Below are 14114 nucleotides of genomic sequence, written 5' to 3'. Positions count from 1 at the left end.
CAAAACTCTCCGCCGCGAAGTTTTGGTTTGGCATGATCTCCGCGCAAACGCTTGGCGTTTGTCGCGAGGGAAAGCCGGGACCGAGTTTTCCGGGCCACGCCCGAAAGATCAGCCGCCGAGCTTGCCCTTGGTGGAGGGCACTTCGCCCGCGGCCTGCGGATCGATCGCGACAGCCGCGCGAAGCGCTCTCGCAAGACCCTTGAAACAGGATTCGGCGATATGATGGCTGTTCTCGCCATATAGGGTCTCGACGTGCAAAGTCACGCCGGCGTTCATCGCAAACGCATTGAACCATTCGCGCACCAGCTCGGTGTCGAACTCGCCGATCTTGTCGCGGGGGAAGGCGACCTTGAACACCAGCACCGGACGGCCCGAAATGTCGATCACCACGCGCGACAGCGTTTCGTCCATCGGCATGTGGATCGAGGCATAGCGGGTGATGCCCGCCATGTTGCCGAGCGCCTGTTTCACAGCCTGTCCGAGCGCAATCCCGACATCCTCGGTGGTGTGGTGGTAATCGACGTGGAGATCGCCCTCTGCCCTGACCGTGATATCGATGCGCGAATGCCGCGCCAGGAGGTCGAGCATATGGTCAAAGAAGCCGATCCCAGTCGAAACCTGGGACACACCCGACCCGTCGAGGTTGACCGCCACCTCGATGTCGGTCTCCTTGGTCTTGCGCTTGATCGTCGCCGTGCGCATGAAAATTGAGCTTTCCCGTGCCGAAAAACGGGCGTCTTTTAACAGGCCGATGACCCCTTCGCTACTGCGGGATGACACCAAAAACGGCCAAGTTGCGGCCATGGTGACCAAACCGGCCTCAAATGACCCGATTGTAAGCCACTGGCCGACCGCCTAAATCTGCTCGGACAATGAGGTACCCCATGCAAGCATCCCCAAACGAGCCGACCGTCTGGCACGGCACCACGATCGTCACCGTCCGCAAGGGCGGCAAGGTGGTGATCGGCGGCGACGGACAGGTCTCGATCGGCCAGACCGTGATCAAGGCCAATGCCAAGAAAGTGCGCAGGATCGGCAAGGGCGACGTGATCGGCGGCTTTGCCGGCGCCACTGCCGATGCCTTCACGCTGTTCGAGCGGCTGGAAAGCAAGCTCGAGCAATATCCGGGGCAACTGACCCGGGCGGCTGTGGAGCTGGCCAAGGACTGGCGGACCGACCGCTATCTGCGGCGGCTGGAGGCGATGATGATCGTGGCCGACAAGGACGTCTCGCTCGTCCTCACCGGAACCGGCGACGTGCTGGAGCCGGAAGCCGGCGTCATGGCGATCGGCTCGGGCGGCAATTACGCATTGGCCGCGGCGCGCGCCTTGATCGACAGCGACAAGGATGCCGAGGCGATCGTGCGCCGCTCGCTCGATATCGCAGCCGACATCTGCGTCTATACCAACCGTAACGTGACGATCGAGACGCTGGGCGGCTGAAGCATGATCCGGAAAAGTGGGAACCGGTTTTCCTCGCGACAAGCGCGAAGCGTTTGCGCGGAGATCATGCTCGGACAAAGAAATGAGATCATGATCCGATTCAACCCAACCGGATCATGATCTCATGGGACTCTACACCTTCCGGGAAATGACGACGGCCGACCTTGCGCTGATCGAGCGCTGGCTGGCGCTACCGCATGTCCGGGAATGGTGGGGCGATCCATCCGAGCAATATGCGCTGGTGAGTGGCGATCTCGATGAGCCGGCAATGGACCAGTTCATCATCTCCGCCGATGGCAACGATTTCGCTTACCTGCAGTGCTACGCGCTGACGGCCTGGAATGAAGGCTTCGGAGCACATCCCGAAGGCACGCGCGGCATCGATCTCTTCATCGGCGAGCCCGACATGATCGGGCGCGGACACGGCTCGGCATTAATCCGCCGCTTCGTCATCGAGCGGTTGGGGCAGGGCGCGCCGCGCATCGTCACCGATCCCGATCCGAACAATGCTCGCGCCGTGCGCGCCTATGAAAAAGCCGGATTTGAGAAAGTCCGCATGATCCACACGCCCGACGGCCCGGCGCTCCTGATGGTCTGTGACGCATGACCGCAGATTACGAACTCGACATGATTTCCAGCCCGACGGCGATCTAACCTCAGCTTGCTCTCGCAGCCTTGAACCCCTAGCTAGGTGACATGACCGACTTCTCCCCCCGCGAAATCGTTTCCGAACTCGACCGTTTCATCGTCGGCCAGACCGACGCCAAGCGTGCGGTCTCCATTGCCTTGCGTAACCGCTGGCGGCGACTGCAGCTTTCCGGTTCCCTGCGCGAGGAAGTGCTGCCGAAGAACATCCTGATGATCGGGCCGACCGGCGTCGGCAAGACGGAAATAGCGCGACGACTGGCAAAGCTTGCCGGCGCGCCGTTCCTCAAGGTCGAAGCCACCAAATTCACCGAGGTCGGTTATGTCGGCCGCGATGTCGAGCAGATCGTGCGCGATCTCGTCGAGGTCGCGATTGCGCTGATCCGGGAGCGCAAGCGGAAGGACGTGCATGCGCGGGCGCAACTTGCCGCCGAGGAGCGCGTGCTGGACGCCCTGGTCGGACCGGGCTCGAGCCCGGCGACGCGCGAATCCTTCCGCAAGAAATTGCGCGCCGGCGAATTGAACGACAAGGAGATCGAGATCGAGACGCAGTCCTCCGGCGGCTTCCCGATGTTCGAGATTCCGGGCATGCCGGGCGCGCAAATGGGCGCGATTTCAATCGGCGACATCTTCGGCAAGATGGGTGGCCGCACCAAGACCCGGCGTCTGACGGTGGCGGGCTCGCACGAAATCCTCGTCAACGAGGAATCCGACAAGCTGCTCGACACCGACCAACTGGTGCAGGAAGCGATCAATGCGGTCGAGAACAACGGCATCGTGTTCCTCGACGAGATCGACAAGATCTGCGTGCGCGAAAATCGCGCCGGCGGCGACGTCTCGCGCGAAGGCGTGCAGCGCGACCTGCTGCCGCTGATCGAGGGCACTACTGTTACAACCAAGCACGGCCCGGTGAAGACCGATCACATCCTGTTCATCGCCTCCGGCGCATTCCATATCGCAAAACCCTCTGACCTGCTGCCGGAGCTGCAGGGGCGCCTGCCGATCCGCGTCGAATTGCAGGCGCTGACGCGCGACGACATGCGCCGCATCCTGACCGAGCCTGAGGCGTCGCTGATCAAGCAATATGTCGCGCTGATGCAGACCGAAGGCGTGAAACTCGAGATTACCGACTCCGCGATCGACGAGCTCGCCGACGTCGCCGTGGCCGTCAACTCCACCGTCGAGAATATCGGCGCGCGGCGGCTGCAGACGGTGATGGAGCGGGTGCTGGACGAAATCTCCTTCACCGCGCCCGATCGCCACGGCGACACCATCACGGTCGATGCCGATTATGTGCGCAAGCATGTCGGCGACCTCGCCAAGAACGCCGATTTGAGCCGGTTCATTTTGTAAGACCAACCGTCATTGCGAGCGAAGCGAAGCAATCCATCTCTCCACTTGCGGAGAGATGGATTGCTTCGTCGCTTCGCTCCTCGCAATGACGGATCGACTAGACCCTCGCGCGCCGCACGCGCACGTAGAGCGCGCCCTCGCCACCGTGGCCGATATGGGCTTCCTCGAAACCGACGACGAGCGCGCGGAATTCGGGCAGGCTCAGCCATTGCGGCACCTGGCGGCGCAGCACGCCACGCTCGGAATCGCCGCCGCCGGCTTTGCCCTTGCCGGTGATGACGAGCACGAAAGTCAGCCCGTCGCTGTGCGCGCGTTGCAAGAACGTGAGCAGCACGCGATGCGCGCGCGTCTGCGTCATGCCGTGCAGGTCGAGCCGGGCGTCGATCTCCTTCTTGCCGCGCGACAGTTGCGCGCGCTCGCGGCGGCCAATTGGTGCCAGTGGCGGCGGCGTCTGCGGACGCGGCGCCGGTGCTGATTTGACTGGGATCGGTTTCGCCGGCGCTGCAGTTTTGGCGGCGGCCTTGGTCTCCGCTTCGGGTCCGGCATGCGTCTTCACAGCGGGTTGGCGTTTGCGCAGCGGCTTGACCTGCTTCGCGACGCTTTCCCACAGCGCACGCTCTTCTTCACTGAGCGCGCGCCTTCGCCGCGGCGGCGCCGGATCTGCAATCGGAACGGGACGCTTCATCTGTAGGTGCGGTAATGGCGGTAGTGCCGATGACGCCGCGGCTCATCAGTCTTGATGGCGGGCCGCGGCTCCGGCATCGGCACCGCGCTGGTCGACGCGGATGCATCCGCGGGCTTCGCCGCGCTCTTTTCCTTCTGCGGATCAGCTTGCGGAAACAGCTTTGCGATCTTTTCCGACGGCCGCTCATCCGGCACCGGCATTTTGCGCCCGCGGGCGACGGGATCGAGGCTCCTCGGCACCAGCATCACGAAGCGCATATTGTGCCGCAGCCGGCCCGACACTTTTCCGGCATCGGCTCCGGCACCGAAATAAAGGTCTGCGCGGGCCGGGCCGACGATCGCCGAGCCGGTATCCTGCGCGATCATCAGGCGGCGGAACGGCGTCTTCGATTGCTCTGACTCGATCGGCAATTCGCCTTCGATGAAGAACGGCGTGCCATAGACGTGCAGCGCCTTGTCGACCGCGATCGAACGGCCGGGCGTCAGCGGCACGCCCTGCGCGCCGACTGCCTCGTCCTTGTCAGAGAGCTGCACCTCACGGAAGAAGACATAGGAGCGGTTCTGCCGCCGCAATTCCTTGGCTCCGTCAGGGTTCTGCGCCATCCAGTCCCTGATCTTCTGCATCGACATCTGCTCTTTCGGGATGATGCCGCGGTCGATCAGGATGCGGCCCACCGGCGTGTAGGGATAGCCGTTGTGGGCATCATAGTTGATGCGCAATGTCGAGCCGTCCTCGAAGCGCACCCGCGCCGAGCCCTGGATCTGCGCGAATAGCAAATCGGTCTGCTCCTTGAGCCAGCAGATCTCGAGGCCGCGGCCGGTGATCGCACCGTCCTCGATCTCGGCGCGATCATAGTAGGGCACGAGCTTGCGGCGGCCGATCTTGCGGAATACCTGGCCCTTGTTCGGCAGGCCGCTCGAACTCTGCTTGGCGCCACGGACGAACAGGTTCGACGGCCGGCGGTAGACCGGCACGTTGTAGACGTCGGTCTGGGTCCGCGACCCATCCAGCACCGGCTCGTAATAGCCGGTGACGAAACCCTCGCCCTCGCCGAGCCGCGAGATGCGCAAGGGCAGGAAATGCTCCTCGAAGAAGGCTTTCGCCTTGGCTTCGTCGGTGAGCTCCGGCCCCTTGGCGATGCGGCAGGGATCGCGCAACGAGGTGCCGAGCGCCTTCGATTCCGAAGGCAGCCCGTGCTCGGCGGCGATAGGCCGGCAGCTCGCGCGAAAGGCCTTATAGGCCGCAAGGTGATCGTCATCGCTCCAGCCCGGCATGTCGGTCCAGGCCAGCGGTTCATACTGGCTGCTGCTGATCTGCAGCGGCAACTCCAGGTTCGGATAGGGGAGGTGACGGGTGTGCTGGACGGCCGAATGCCTGGTCGCCTTCGCTGGCGACCTTGGGCGCGCCTCTAGCGCGGCCGTCGAGCATAGAAGAGCGATTGCGCAGCACGCGGCCGTGGGACGCGCAAGGCGAAGCCGATCAGTGGGCGCTTCCAGTGCCAACCAGTTTCCAGTTCGGATCGCGCGACGCCGTATCGCGGGCGAATGTCCAGACATCGGTGATATCGGCGACCTTTTCCGGGTTGCCGTCGACGATGGTACCGGCCTTGTCGCGGGTGACGGAAATCATCTGCGACACAAAGCGGACCGTGACCTGTGCCGCACGGTCGCGTGCTTCCGCGCTGACAATCTCGGCCTTGTCTATCGAGACGAAGCGGGTTTCGGTCTTCTGCTCGTGCTTCTCGCGATCCTTGATCGCGGCATCGAAGCTGTCATAGACCTCACTCGACAGCAGGTCGCGCAAGGCGCGGCGATCGCCGTTGGCAAAGGCCAGCACGATCATCTCGTAGGCGCTTCGCGCACCCGAGATGAAATGGCGTGGATCGAACGAGGAGTCCTGGGCGACAATGGCGTCCAGCCCCTGCGCCAGCGCCGTACCGGGTTCCGCAATTCCCTTCCAGCGGTCGGACGGCGGCGTCACGTCCTTGCTCGGCAGCGGAGGCGGCTGGTCGATCACCGAGCCCGGCATCGGGACGACATTATTGTCCCGCTGCAGCACATTCGGGGCCGCACGGTCATAGGGGGGCCGCTCGCTGCCGGTGCGCTGTCCGAGGACACTCCGCAGGCGCAGGAAAATGAAGACGGCCAGCGCCAGGAAAATGATGGTGTAGATATCCACGTCGTGTTCGCTTTCTGATCTGCACCGGCAACGGTCCGCCCCCAGCGGGCGTTCCGCTCAGGAAACGGCGGAGATTACCTCGCCAATTGAGTCCGCAGCATGTAGGCACGAAACTCCGCTCGGCCAATGGCGCGTTTTGGCGCGGCCATTCTAGCGCGTTTTGGCCGCGAGGGGAAATCCGATGATGCCTGGAAATCACGCATCTTCAAACATTTAGGGCGCAAATGGTGCCGCCTTTCAGCCGCGATTGACGATCTCGGCGCCAAATCGGCGAAGGTTTGGCAATCAAGGACTGTCGCCTTGTGGTGCAGTGTGGGGCTATGATAGCCACTCGCCCGGCACCAGCATTTCCAAAACCTTAACTGCGGCTTCGGACGTCAGACCGTCTCCGATCGCCAGTGCTCAGGAGAGCTTCCCATGACCAACGGCAACGGCGCACCCCCCGAGCAGGCCCCGCCCCAGCTCAACGTGCTGGCGCAATACACCAAGGATCTCTCGTTCGAGAACCCGAACGCGCCGGCCTCGCTCGGGCCGCAGGAGCAGCAACCGGCGATCAATATCCAGATCAATGTTTCGGCCAGGAATCTCGCCGAGAGCGAATATGAAGTGACGCTGTCGGTCGAAGGCAAGGCCGAGAGTGCCGGCAAGGTGATGTTCAGCTTCGATCTGCAATATGCCGGCGTGTTCCGGATCCTGAATGTGCCGCAGGAGAACCTGCACCCGCTGGTGATGATCGAATGCCCGCGGCTGCTGTTCCCGTTTGCGCGCGAGATCATCGCCACCGCCGTGCGCGATGGCGGCTTCCCGCCCTTGATGCTGGATCCCGTCGATTTCGTCGGCCTGTACCGCCAGAACATGGAGCGGCAGGCAGCGACACAAGCCGCCCCGGCACCCGGCGTGAAACCGAGCTGATCTTAAGGAATCTACGCGGCGGCTTCGGCCGCCGCCGGCAGGTACTCGTTCCAGATCGGCTTGTCGCCGAGGGTCGCGATGAAGGCGCGGTGTGCCTCGCGCTCCGCGTCGGTCACCCGCGGCACCAGCGGAATCTCGCGCTGCCGCCGCGGCATATCGCCATGGCCGACCTGGGTGATCTCGGCTTCCGAGGCCAGGATGAGCTGCGATTGCCGCGCCCCGATCAGGTCGACATAAACCTCCGCCAGCAACTCGGCATCGAGCAACGCGCCGTGCTTGGTGCGGCGGGAATTATCGATCGAATAGCGCGAGCAGAGATCGTCGAGCCGATTCGACACCCCCGGATGTTTCCGGCGTGCCAGGAGCAGGGTGTCGACCAGCCGATCCTTGGCGATCACCGGCCGCTTGATTCGATCGAGTTCGGCATTGATGAAGCTGATGTCGAACGAAGCGTTATGGATCACCAGCGGAGTGTCGGCGATGAACGCCAGGAATTCGTCGACAACTTCGGTGAACACCGGCTTGCTGGCCAGGAATTCGGTCGAGAGGCCGTGAACGGCGAAAGCCTCGGCCGGCATGTCCCGCTCGGGATTGATGTAGACGTGGTAGGTTTGCCCGGTCGGCATGCGGTTGAAGATCTCGACGCAACCGATCTCGACCAGCCGATCGCCGCGCAGCGGATCAAGGCCGGTGGTTTCGGTATCGAGAACGATTTCGCGCATGGATTTTTAGGACCGCAGAATACCAGGCGAATCAGATTCGCCGCTTCGGCATCTTAACGACCTCAGCCAGAATGTCCTTGATTTGCGCGCGCACGGGATCAAGGCCGTGTGAGGTATCCACCACAAAATCCGCCCGCTTGCGTTTCTCGGCATCGGGCAATTGTCGCGCCAGAATCGCATCGAGTTTCTCGTCGTCCATCGTGCCCCGTGCCAGCACGCGCTCGCGCTGTATTTCCGGCGAGGTCGTCACGACGACCACCGCATCGACCCGTTTCTCTCCGCCGGTCTCGAACAGCAGCGGCACGTCGACGACCACGACGGGCGCGCCGGAGGCTTCCGCATCCGCAAAGAATTTCTGCCGGGACGCGCCGAGCATCGGGTGGACGATCTGCTCCAGCTGCTTCATCGCCGCTGGATCGTGGACCACGCGCGCGGAGAGCTTTGCACGATCCACCTTGCCATCAGCGGTGGTGCCGGGGAAGGCAGCTTCGATCGCCGGCACCGCTTCGCCTTCGTAGAGTTGGTGCACGGTCGCGTCGGCGTCATAGACGGGGACACCAGCTTCCGCGAACAGTTTCGCGGTGGTGGATTTCCCCATCCCGATCGAGCCGGTCAGTCCCAGGATCAGCATCTTTCAGTCATCACTCGCAAACATGTCAGATTGCCAGCAAATTCTCGCTGCGCAGGAAGGCTAACAGCGACAATAGCGGCAGGCCGAGGATGGTGAAATGGTCACCGTCGATGCGCTCGAACAGATGTACCCCGAGGCTTTCGAGCTGATAGGCGCCGACGCTGGTGGTCACGGCCTCGCCGGCCTGGCCCAGATAGGCGGTGATCTCGTCCTCGCGAAGCGGGCGCATCGACATGCGTGCCACGCTGGTGTCGGCAAACAGTATTTTGCCGTCTTGGGCGACGGCAACGGCGGAATGCAGTTCGTGAACCCGACCCGCGAGCGCACGCAATTGTTCGGCCGCCTGATCGCGGCCAGCGGGTTTGGTGAACAATCGATCGCCGAGCGCCAGGGTCTGGTCGGCGCCGACGACGAATCGTCCCGGCCGCCCGGAGGAAACGAACAAGGCCTTTTCGCGCGCCAGCAGCAACGCGATGTCCGCCGGCGCCGAAAGGCCTGAATTTTCCTGGATCGCCCGTTCGTCGATATCCGCCGGCATCGCCTCGAACGCGATCCCCGCATTGGCCAGCAGCATTTTTCGCGCACGGCTCTGGGAGGCGAGAATCAGCGGACTTTTTCCGCGCCAGATCGTCATCGCCACCGAATCACTCCAGCGGCCGTTGCCGCTGGCGGTCATTATAGAGCTTCATCACCGCTGCGGCCGTCTCCTCGATCGAACGTCGCGTGACGTCCAGCAGCGCCCAGTTGAACTTTGCGCTCAGGCGGCGCGCGAACGCGACTTCATCGGTAACCGCCTGCCTGTCGATATATTCGTCATTGCCGGACGCCGCGCCCATGCTCAAGAGCCGGTTTTGCCGGACCTGGATCAGGCGCTCCGGCGTCGCATGGAGGCTGACCACCAGCGGTTTCTTCAGGTGCTCCAGTTGATGCGGCAGCGGAATGCCGGGTACGAGCGGGACATTTGCGGTGCGGATGCCGCGGTTGGCGAGATAGATCGACGTCGGCGTTTTCGAGGTGCGGGACACCCCGACCAGAACGACATCAGCCTCCTCAAGGCCTTCGACATGCTGGCCGTCGTCATGCATCATCGTGTAGTTCAGCGCATCGATGCGCTTGAAATATTCCGCGTTCAGCACGTGCTGCGCGCCGACCCGACCCGAAGTGGCCGCACCCAGATACGCCTCGAACAACTGCATCACCGGCCCAATGATCGACAGGCTCGGAATGTTGATCTCCCTGCATTTGGCTTCCAGCCGGCTGACGAGATCTTTCTCGAGCAACGTGAACAGCACGATGCCGGGCGATTCCTCGATTTCATCGAGCACGCGGTCGAGCTGCTTCTGGCTGCGCACCAGCGGATAGACGTGTTCGACCGGTGAGACATTGGCGTATTGCGCGGCCACCGCGCGCGCCACCGTGATCAGCGTCTCGCCGGTTGAGTCCGACACCAGATGCAGGTGAAAGTAATTGCCTGATGTAGGCACCAGAACCTCTGTCTATCCTGTGAATCCCTGTGGAGGTTGCCTACAACTTTTCAGCTGAGATCGCCGCCTTAGGGATATCTAAACCTTTTCTTCACAGCGCCTCCCGCGAGGACAAGTCCGCCGTGCCGGTGGGATGATAGTGAGAATATGTGAATTTGTCTCTTGATAAGCTGGTCAAGGAACGCCGGAAGCGCTTGAGACCTTGGGCGATATTCCGTTGCGCGACAGTGCGGGCCGAATTGTTGAGCGGTGTGAACAAGCACCCGAGAACGGCGGGATCGCGTTGTGTGAGTCAAATTCACGGTCACTTAGACTCAAACCTAAGATTCTAAAATTAATTTGTTTTAAGAGAGCGGTGCTTGCGGATATGTATCCGTAACCTCGCTGGCGGGCCTTCTTTTGAAACGGCGAGGCTGCCCGAGATGTTCCAGGAGCACGGCGATCACGATGTATGAGTGGATCAAGGCGCTGCACATCATTGCGGTCATCTCCTGGATGGCCGGCATGCTCTATCTGCCACGGCTGTTCGTCTATCACTGCGAGGCCGAGAAAGGCTCCAAGCAGTCCGAGACCTTCAAGGTCATGGAACGGCGCCTTCTGAGGGCGATCATCAATCCGGCCATGATCGTCACCTGGCTCGCCGGCCTCTATCTGGCCTGGACTGGTCACTGGTTCAGCTCCGGCTGGCTGCATGGCAAGCTCTTGCTGGTGCTCGTGCTCTCCGGCGTCCACGGATTTTTTGCCCGCTGGATGAAGGATTTTGCCGCCGACCGGAATACCCGAAGCCAGAAATTTTATCGGATTATTAACGAGGTGCCGACTGTCCTGATGATCGGCATCGTCATTCTTGTGGTGGTCAAGCCGTTCTAGAGGAGCCGTTTGCCCAGGAATCAGGCTTCAGTCCTTCTTGCGGAGCGCAAAGCGATTTTCTATATTTGTCCCAATCCCACCCCACGCAGGCGGATGTGATCGCGTTCCGGTTCCATCAACGGCCGGCCGCCACATCAGGTTTGAAGCCCCACCGGCGCTTTCCTTGCTTAGACCTGCGGACCTTCATTTTTGCGTCCGCTTTTTCTCAAAGCCACCTCGCAAGACCCTTCTCAAAAAATGCTCCACAGGACCACCCCCATGCGGGAAATCAAACTTCAAGACCTCAAGTCCAAGACGCCGGCCGAGCTTGTCTCGTTTGCCGAGGAAAATGGGGTCGAAAACGCCAGCACCATGCGCAAGCAGGAGCTGATGTTCGCCATCCTCAAACAGCTCGCGATCCAGGAAACCGACATTATCGGTGAAGGTGTCGTCGAGGTGTTGTCGGACGGTTTCGGCTTCCTCCGTTCGCCCGATGCCAATTATCTGCCGGGCCCTGACGACATCTACGTTTCGCCCTCGCAGATCCGCCGCTTCGGCCTGCGCACCGGCGATACGATCGAAGGCCACATCCGCAGCCCGAAAGAGGGCGAGCGCTATTTTGCGTTGTTGAAGGTCAATTCGCTCAATTTCGAGGACCCTGAGAAGTCCAAGCACAAGGTCAATTTCGACAACCTGACGCCGCTGTTTCCTAATCAGCGGTTTCGGATGGAAATCGATGACCCGACGCGAAAAGACCTTTCTGCAAGGGTGATCGACATCGTTGCGCCGATCGGCAAGGGCCAGCGCGCCTTGATCGTGGCGCCGCCGCGCACGGGTAAGACCGTGCTAATGCAGAACATCGCGCATTCGATCACGCACAATCACCCCGAATGCTATCTGATTGTGCTTCTGATTGACGAGCGTCCGGAAGAAGTCACCGACATGCAGCGCTCGGTGAAGGGTGAGGTGGTGTCCTCGACCTTCGACGAACCGGCCGTGCGTCACGTCCAGGTGGCCGAGATGGTGATCGAGAAGGCCAAGCGCTTGGTCGAGCATGGCCGCGACGTGGTTATCCTGCTCGACTCGATCACGCGCCTGGGCCGCGCCTACAACACGGTGGTGCCGTCATCCGGCAAGGTGCTGACCGGCGGTGTCGACGCCAACGCGCTGCAGCGACCGAAGCGCTTCTTCGGTGCCGCCCGCAACATCGAGGAGGGCGGCTCGCTCACCATCATCGCCACCGCGCTGGTCGATACCGGCAGCCGCATGGACGAAGTGATCTTCGAAGAGTTCAAGGGAACCGGTAACTCCGAATTGATCCTCGACCGCAAGGTCTCCGACAAGCGGACCTTCCCGGCGATCGACATCTCGCGCTCCGGTACGCGCAAGGAAGAGCTGATCACCGATCCGCAGCTCCTGAAGAAGATGTACGTGCTGCGCCGGATCCTCAATCCGATGGGCACGATGGACGCCATCGACTTCCTGCTCGACAAGCTCCGGAACACCAAGAGCAACTCCGAGTTCTTCGATTCGATGAACACGTAAGCGCCGGCCGATAGGTCCGCTTATGTTGCGGTGCAATATATCTGGTTATGCTGCGGTATAGCTGCAGCATAACTGCATGGTTCCAGAATTCCGTTATGTAAGTATTTGATAATTATTATACTTCTTCAATTCGCGGATCTGCCGATGATGGGGCGCCGCCGATCTCGTAGCAAATTGCTGCACGATTGCTGCAGCAAGATTGGCTGATTGTTGCGATGCAGCGTAGGCGCGAATGATGAGACGCGCGAATTGTGCGTTGCCTTCCCGGCCGTTCGCTAACAAATAAGCGATGCATCCGCGCGACCAGACCATCTTTGCACTTTCCTCCGGGCGACCGCCAAGTGCGATCGCTATCGTCCGGGTGTCGGGGCCGCAAGCTGGTCCGGCATTGGTGAAGTTGGCCGGCAAGATTCCATCGGCGCGGATGGCGACCAGAACGCTGCTGAAGGATGCCACCGGCCAGCCGATCGACGATGCGGTGGTCCTCTGGTTCCCAGCGCCCGCGAGTGCCACGGGCGAGGACGTCGCCGAATTTCATGTCCATGGTGGGCGGGCCGTGCTCGGCGCGGTGTTCAATGCGCTCGCTGGCGTTGATGACGTTCGGCCTGCCGAGGCCGGCGAATTCACCCGCCGCGCCTTCGAGAACGGCAAGCTCGATCTGACCGAGGCCGAGGGCCTCGACGACCTCATTCATGCCGACACCGATCGGCAGCGCCGCCAGGCGCTGCGCCAGTTGAAGGGCCTGCTCGGCGATCGTGCCCGCGACTGGCGTGCACAGATCATCGAGGCGTCGGCATTGATAGAGGCTGGTATCGATTTTTCCGACGAAGGCGACGTGCCGGCGGAATTGATCGCGCCGGCGCTCAAGAAGGTCAAAGTGCTGCTGACCGAAATTCAGCAGGTGCTGGCGGCCCAGGCGCAGAGCGAACGACTTCGCGACGGTTTGGTGGTCGCAATCGCGGGTCCGCCTAATGTCGGCAAGTCGACCCTGATCAACCAGCTTGCGCGGCGCGACGTCGCGATCGTCTCGCCGCACGCCGGCACCACCCGCGACGCCATCGAAGTGCAGCTCGATCTCGACGGTTACCCGGTGACGGTGATCGATACTGCCGGGATCCGCGAGACCGACGATCCGGTCGAGCAGGAGGGGGTGCGCCGTGCGCGTGCCCGCGCCGAGGAAGCCGACCTGGTTTTGTGGCTCACCGATAGGACGAGCGCGACAGTTTCAAACGACGGCTCCGCGCCGGTCTGGTTAGTGCGTAACAAGATCGATCTGGATGCTTCGGCATCGGAGCTACAAGGATCTGAACCAGTGTCCGCCACGTTCAGGATCTCTGCTCGGAGCGGGGAAGGGATTTCGGAACTGATCGCGGCCCTTGTCGGCTTTGCGCACGACTGCTTCGGATCTGGCGAGGGCGGTCTGATTACCCGGGCGCGGCAGCGCAAGCTGTTGCGAGAGACGGCCGAATCGTTGCGGCGGGCGATCGATGTGGTCGGGGCAGGCGAAGAACTTGCCGCGGAGGAACTCCGGGCGGCCGCCTATAGTCTCGGACGGCTTCTCGGCCGCGTGGATGTCGAGGACATCCTCGACGTGATCTTTCGGGAATTCTGCGTCGGGAAGTAGGTCGCTGGATCACTAGGCCACTGAGTCAGGGAAGCCGATCCGGA

General features: G+C 62.0%; 16 protein-coding genes. 7 read left to right on the top strand and 9 right to left on the bottom strand.

All coding sequences use genetic code 11. From position 1 onward, the window contains the following. Positions 1-108: 108 nt before the first annotated feature. On the bottom strand, positions 109-702 hold the full coding sequence (gene hisB / locus AC5ZGW_RS06690; RefSeq protein ID WP_130225513.1) for an imidazoleglycerol-phosphate dehydratase HisB: 594 nt from the start codon (positions 700-702) through the stop codon (positions 109-111). Between the two features lie 182 nt (positions 703-884). On the opposite strand from hisB, the gene hslV reads away from it, so the two are divergent. The 3 genes from hslV (at position 885) to hslU (ending at position 3440) form a co-directional block, all read left to right on the top strand. Next, the gene (gene hslV / locus AC5ZGW_RS06685; protein ID WP_027581383.1) at positions 885-1442 is read left to right on the top strand and encodes an ATP-dependent protease subunit HslV; all 558 of its coding nucleotides are present in this window, start codon (positions 885-887) and stop codon (positions 1440-1442) included. A gap of 124 nt (positions 1443-1566) precedes the next feature. Further along, positions 1567-2049 (top strand): GNAT family N-acetyltransferase, encoded by a 483-nt coding sequence (locus tag AC5ZGW_RS06680; protein ID WP_130225512.1) that lies wholly within the window; start codon positions 1567-1569, stop codon positions 2047-2049. An 89-nt stretch (positions 2050-2138) separates the two neighbouring features. After that, complete coding sequence (hslU, locus tag AC5ZGW_RS06675) at positions 2139-3440, top strand: ATP-dependent protease ATPase subunit HslU (RefSeq protein ID WP_130225511.1); 1302 nt, start codon at positions 2139-2141, stop codon at positions 3438-3440. Positions 3441-3537: 97 nt separating this feature from the next. Here the strand turns inward: hslU and AC5ZGW_RS06670 are convergent, their stop codons facing one another. From AC5ZGW_RS06670 to AC5ZGW_RS06660, 3 genes are read right to left on the bottom strand one after another with little or no spacing between them, the layout of a single operon-like run. Then, a complete protein-coding gene (locus AC5ZGW_RS06670; RefSeq protein WP_130225510.1) occupies positions 3538-4125 on the bottom strand; it encodes a Smr/MutS family protein in 588 nt (195 codons plus the stop codon). Further along, positions 4122-5681: a murein transglycosylase A gene (gene mltA / locus AC5ZGW_RS06665; RefSeq protein ID WP_165435185.1), complete on the bottom strand. Its 1560-nt coding sequence runs from the start codon at positions 5679-5681 to the stop codon at positions 4122-4124. Before mltA ends, AC5ZGW_RS06670 begins: the two co-directional genes overlap by 4 nt. Continuing rightward, the gene (locus AC5ZGW_RS06660) at positions 5605-6303 is read right to left on the bottom strand and encodes a Tim44/TimA family putative adaptor protein (protein ID WP_028164778.1); all 699 of its coding nucleotides are present in this window, start codon (positions 6301-6303) and stop codon (positions 5605-5607) included. Before AC5ZGW_RS06660 ends, mltA begins: the two co-directional genes overlap by 77 nt. A 417-nt stretch (positions 6304-6720) precedes the next feature. On the opposite strand from AC5ZGW_RS06660, the gene secB reads away from it, so the two are divergent. After that, positions 6721-7215, top strand: a complete 495-nt coding sequence (gene secB, locus AC5ZGW_RS06655) for a protein-export chaperone SecB (RefSeq protein ID WP_028164777.1) — start codon at positions 6721-6723, stop codon at positions 7213-7215. A gap of 11 nt (positions 7216-7226) precedes the next feature. Here the strand turns inward: secB and dnaQ are convergent, their stop codons facing one another. Genes dnaQ through AC5ZGW_RS06635 form a run of 4 tightly spaced genes read right to left on the bottom strand, consistent with a single transcriptional unit; the run spans position 7227 to position 10052 of the window. After that, the gene (gene dnaQ / locus AC5ZGW_RS06650; RefSeq protein WP_130225509.1) at positions 7227-7937 is read right to left on the bottom strand and encodes a DNA polymerase III subunit epsilon; all 711 of its coding nucleotides are present in this window, start codon (positions 7935-7937) and stop codon (positions 7227-7229) included. A gap of 31 nt (positions 7938-7968) precedes the next feature. Then, positions 7969-8568, bottom strand: coding sequence for a dephospho-CoA kinase (coaE, locus tag AC5ZGW_RS06645; protein ID WP_130225508.1), 600 nt, complete (start codon positions 8566-8568; stop codon positions 7969-7971). Positions 8569-8593: 25 nt separating this feature from the next. Further along, positions 8594-9202, bottom strand: coding sequence for a Maf family protein (locus AC5ZGW_RS06640; RefSeq protein WP_130225544.1), 609 nt, complete (start codon positions 9200-9202; stop codon positions 8594-8596). A 10-nt stretch (positions 9203-9212) separates the two neighbouring features. Continuing rightward, complete coding sequence (locus tag AC5ZGW_RS06635; protein WP_130225507.1) at positions 9213-10052, bottom strand: pyruvate, water dikinase regulatory protein; 840 nt, start codon at positions 10050-10052, stop codon at positions 9213-9215. A gap of 447 nt (positions 10053-10499) precedes the next feature. Between AC5ZGW_RS06635 and hemJ the strand changes: the two genes are divergently transcribed. Further along, positions 10500-10922 carry a protoporphyrinogen oxidase HemJ gene (gene hemJ, locus AC5ZGW_RS06630; RefSeq protein ID WP_130225506.1) on the top strand — a complete coding sequence of 141 codons (423 nt, stop codon included), beginning with the start codon at positions 10500-10502 and terminating at the stop codon, positions 10920-10922. A gap of 258 nt (positions 10923-11180) precedes the next feature. Continuing rightward, a complete protein-coding gene (gene rho / locus AC5ZGW_RS06625) occupies positions 11181-12446 on the top strand; it encodes a transcription termination factor Rho (RefSeq protein WP_130225505.1) in 1266 nt (421 codons plus the stop codon). Between the two features lie 93 nt (positions 12447-12539). Here rho and AC5ZGW_RS06620 read toward each other — a convergent pair whose 3' ends face one another. Next, positions 12540-12854, bottom strand: coding sequence for a hypothetical protein (locus tag AC5ZGW_RS06620; RefSeq protein ID WP_165435183.1), 315 nt, complete (start codon positions 12852-12854; stop codon positions 12540-12542). Here AC5ZGW_RS06620 and mnmE point away from each other — a divergent pair. Beyond that, positions 12736-14070 carry a tRNA uridine-5-carboxymethylaminomethyl(34) synthesis GTPase MnmE gene (gene mnmE, locus AC5ZGW_RS06615; RefSeq protein WP_130225504.1) on the top strand — a complete coding sequence of 445 codons (1335 nt, stop codon included), beginning with the start codon at positions 12736-12738 and terminating at the stop codon, positions 14068-14070. The two genes, AC5ZGW_RS06620 and mnmE, sit on opposite strands and share 119 nt — an antisense overlap. Positions 14071-14114: the final 44 nt, after the last annotated feature.

The sequence above is a fragment of the Bradyrhizobium sp. Crot121 genome, from assembly GCF_059512385.1.
Note: the sequence above shows the minus strand (reverse complement) of the source record. Positions and strands in the feature narration are given on the sequence as shown.

Coding starts and splice junctions, on each gene's coding strand:
- hisB (WP_130225513.1), bottom strand. CDS start 702: ATGCGCACGGCGACGATCAAGCGCAAGACCAAGGAGACCGACATCGAG.
- hslV (WP_027581383.1), top strand. CDS start 885: ATGCAAGCATCCCCAAACGAGCCGACCGTCTGGCACGGCACCACGATC.
- AC5ZGW_RS06680 (WP_130225512.1), top strand. CDS start 1,567: ATGGGACTCTACACCTTCCGGGAAATGACGACGGCCGACCTTGCGCTG.
- hslU (WP_130225511.1), top strand. CDS start 2,139: ATGACCGACTTCTCCCCCCGCGAAATCGTTTCCGAACTCGACCGTTTC.
- AC5ZGW_RS06670 (WP_130225510.1), bottom strand. CDS start 4,125: ATGAAGCGTCCCGTTCCGATTGCAGATCCGGCGCCGCCGCGGCGAAGG.
- mltA (WP_165435185.1), bottom strand. CDS start 5,681: ATGTCTGGACATTCGCCCGCGATACGGCGTCGCGCGATCCGAACTGGA.
- secB (WP_028164777.1), top strand. CDS start 6,721: ATGACCAACGGCAACGGCGCACCCCCCGAGCAGGCCCCGCCCCAGCTC.
- dnaQ (WP_130225509.1), bottom strand. CDS start 7,937: ATGCGCGAAATCGTTCTCGATACCGAAACCACCGGCCTTGATCCGCTG.
- coaE (WP_130225508.1), bottom strand. CDS start 8,568: ATGCTGATCCTGGGACTGACCGGCTCGATCGGGATGGGGAAATCCACC.
- AC5ZGW_RS06640 (WP_130225544.1), bottom strand. CDS start 9,202: ATGACGATCTGGCGCGGAAAAAGTCCGCTGATTCTCGCCTCCCAGAGC.
- hemJ (WP_130225506.1), top strand. CDS start 10,500: ATGTATGAGTGGATCAAGGCGCTGCACATCATTGCGGTCATCTCCTGG.
- rho (WP_130225505.1), top strand. CDS start 11,181: ATGCGGGAAATCAAACTTCAAGACCTCAAGTCCAAGACGCCGGCCGAG.
- mnmE (WP_130225504.1), top strand. CDS start 12,736: ATGCATCCGCGCGACCAGACCATCTTTGCACTTTCCTCCGGGCGACCG.